The sequence below is a fragment of the Nocardioides sp. genome, assembly GCF_024509035.1.
GTDB lineage: Bacteria > Actinomycetota > Actinomycetes > Propionibacteriales > Nocardioidaceae > Nocardioides.
The window spans coordinates 1-1,860 of the sequence record NZ_JANINT010000359.1; the positions used below are offsets into that span (position 1 = coordinate 1).

The window sequence follows — 1,860 nt, forward strand, 5'->3', positions numbered from 1 at the left end:
GGGTGCGGCCCGGATGACGCGCTCGCCGCGGTCGGCGGCCTGGTCCCCGGCCTGCCTCGCGCCGCCGCCACGACGATCGTCCTCGCGATCGTCGGGCCCGAGACCGGTGAGCTGACCTACTGCACCGCCGGCCACCCGGCTCCGTTGGTGGTCGATCCCGTGGACGGCGCGCGCCGGTTGCCGCCCACCGGAGCGGCCGCGCTCGGGCTCGGATCGACGTACCCGACGCTCACCCACACGCTCGAGCCCGGCCAGATGCTGGCCCTGCACTCCGACGCCGCGAGCGGCGCGACGCGATCCGGCCGCACGCTCTGCGAGCTGACCCACGCGGTGGTCGGCTCGCTCGGCGGCGGGCACGGGATCCGCGGGACCGTCGACCGGGTGTGTGAACGGGTGCTCGCCGACGTGGCCCCGGGGGGTCCCCGTGACGACGTGGTCCTGCTGGGCGCCGAGCGGATGCCGTCCGCGCCGCCGCTCGAGCTCCACCTGCCCGCGACGGCGGCCGCGGTGCGGGAGGCGCGGATCCGGCTCGCTGACTGGCTCGACGACCTGCGGCCCGGAGAGCTCGACGTGAGCGCGCTCCTGCACGCCGCCGGCGAGCTCGTCTCCAACGCGGTCGAGCACGCGTACGCCGACTCCGAGGACCCCGGTCCGGGCGCGGTCGTCGTGCGGGCGCACCTGTCCGCCGTGGGCGAGGTGGTGCTCACCATCCACGACGGCGGCCGCTGGCGGCCGGCCGACGAGCGCGCGGGCCGCGGCCGCGGCCTGGCCATGGCGGGCGGGCTGATCGATCATCTCGAGCTCGACCGTCGTCACGAAGGGACCGTCGCGACCATCCACCACCGCATCGGGCGGCCGGTCACGATGTTCCGCTCCCCGACGAGCGTGCCGGAGGTCCACCGCGGTGCGGCGCTCGACGTCGCGGTGGTGGGGCCGGGTCGGGTGCGCGTCGGCGGTGAGGTCGACGGGGACGCGGCCGGGGTGCTGCGCGTCGCCCTGCTGCACCACACCCGTGTGGGGACCGCGCCGCTGGTCGTCGACCTCTCGCCGGCCGCCTTGCTGACCAGCGCCGGGGTCCGGGTCCTCGCGGAGGCGATGAGCTGGGGGAGCGGCTCGGCCTCGCTCAGCCTCGTCGCGGCAGCGGGCAGCGTCGCCGAGCAGGTGCTGGGCGCCGCCGGCATCCCGTGCTCGACCGCCTGAGCCCGCCGCGCATGAGACTTCAGCGGCGGCTGCGGCCCGTCGTGCCCGACGCGACCGCGACCAGGACGGCCGCCACGACGACCTGCCAGACGTGGCGCCACCAGTCGACGCCGCGGTTGTCCTCGGCGAACACGAGGCGGTAGAGGAAGTCGCCGATCAGCACGCCGCCGATGCCGCAGACCACCGTCAGCCACAGCGGCACGTTGTCACGGTCGCCGGGCGCGACCGCCTTGCCGAGCAGCCCGATGACGGTGCCGCCGATCAAGGCCCACAGGAGCGCGGAGAGCATGGGGGCGATCCTCCTCCGCCTGCGGCGGGAGGCTCAACAGCCTCAGCTGCGGAAGCCGACCTGCCCGAGGGTTCCGTGGCCGATCTCGACGTAGGCGAGCTTGGCGGCCGGGACGATGACCTTGCGGCCCTTGGTGTCGGTCAGCGTCAGCACGCCCTCGCTCGACACGGCCTCGGCGACCAGCTTCTCGACCTGGTCGGCCTCCTGGTCGGTCTCGACAACGAGCTCACGCGCGGCGTTCTGCACGCCGATCTTGACCTCCACGAGGTCCTCCTTCTGGGCTTGCGATCTGGGCTTGCGATGGTGGGACGGGGGATGGAGCGGGGTCTCAGTTCTCGTCGGACTTGGGGTAGCCGCGGATGCCGCGCCAC

General features: G+C 74.8%; 3 protein-coding genes. 1 reads left to right on the forward strand and 2 read right to left on the reverse strand.

Annotated elements, in window-relative coordinates:
* A partial coding sequence (locus Q0L15_RS21270) for a SpoIIE family protein phosphatase (RefSeq protein ID WP_296606750.1) occupies nt 1–1,200 on the forward strand: 1,200 nt, incomplete at its 5' end.
* A 19-nt stretch (nt 1,201–1,219) separates the two neighbouring features.
* On the opposite strand, the gene Q0L15_RS21275 is transcribed toward Q0L15_RS21270, so the two are convergent.
* Both Q0L15_RS21275 and Q0L15_RS21280 read right to left on the reverse strand, forming a co-directional pair.
* Nucleotides 1,220–1,489 carry a GlsB/YeaQ/YmgE family stress response membrane protein gene (locus Q0L15_RS21275; protein ID WP_296606751.1) on the reverse strand — a complete coding sequence of 90 codons (270 nt, stop codon included), beginning with the start codon at nt 1,487–1,489 and terminating at the stop codon, nt 1,220–1,222.
* A gap of 42 nt (nt 1,490–1,531) precedes the next feature.
* On the reverse strand, nt 1,532–1,753 hold the full coding sequence (locus tag Q0L15_RS21280) for a DUF3107 domain-containing protein (protein ID WP_296606753.1): 222 nt from the start codon (nt 1,751–1,753) through the stop codon (nt 1,532–1,534).
* Between the last annotated feature and the right edge of the window lie 107 nt (nt 1,754–1,860).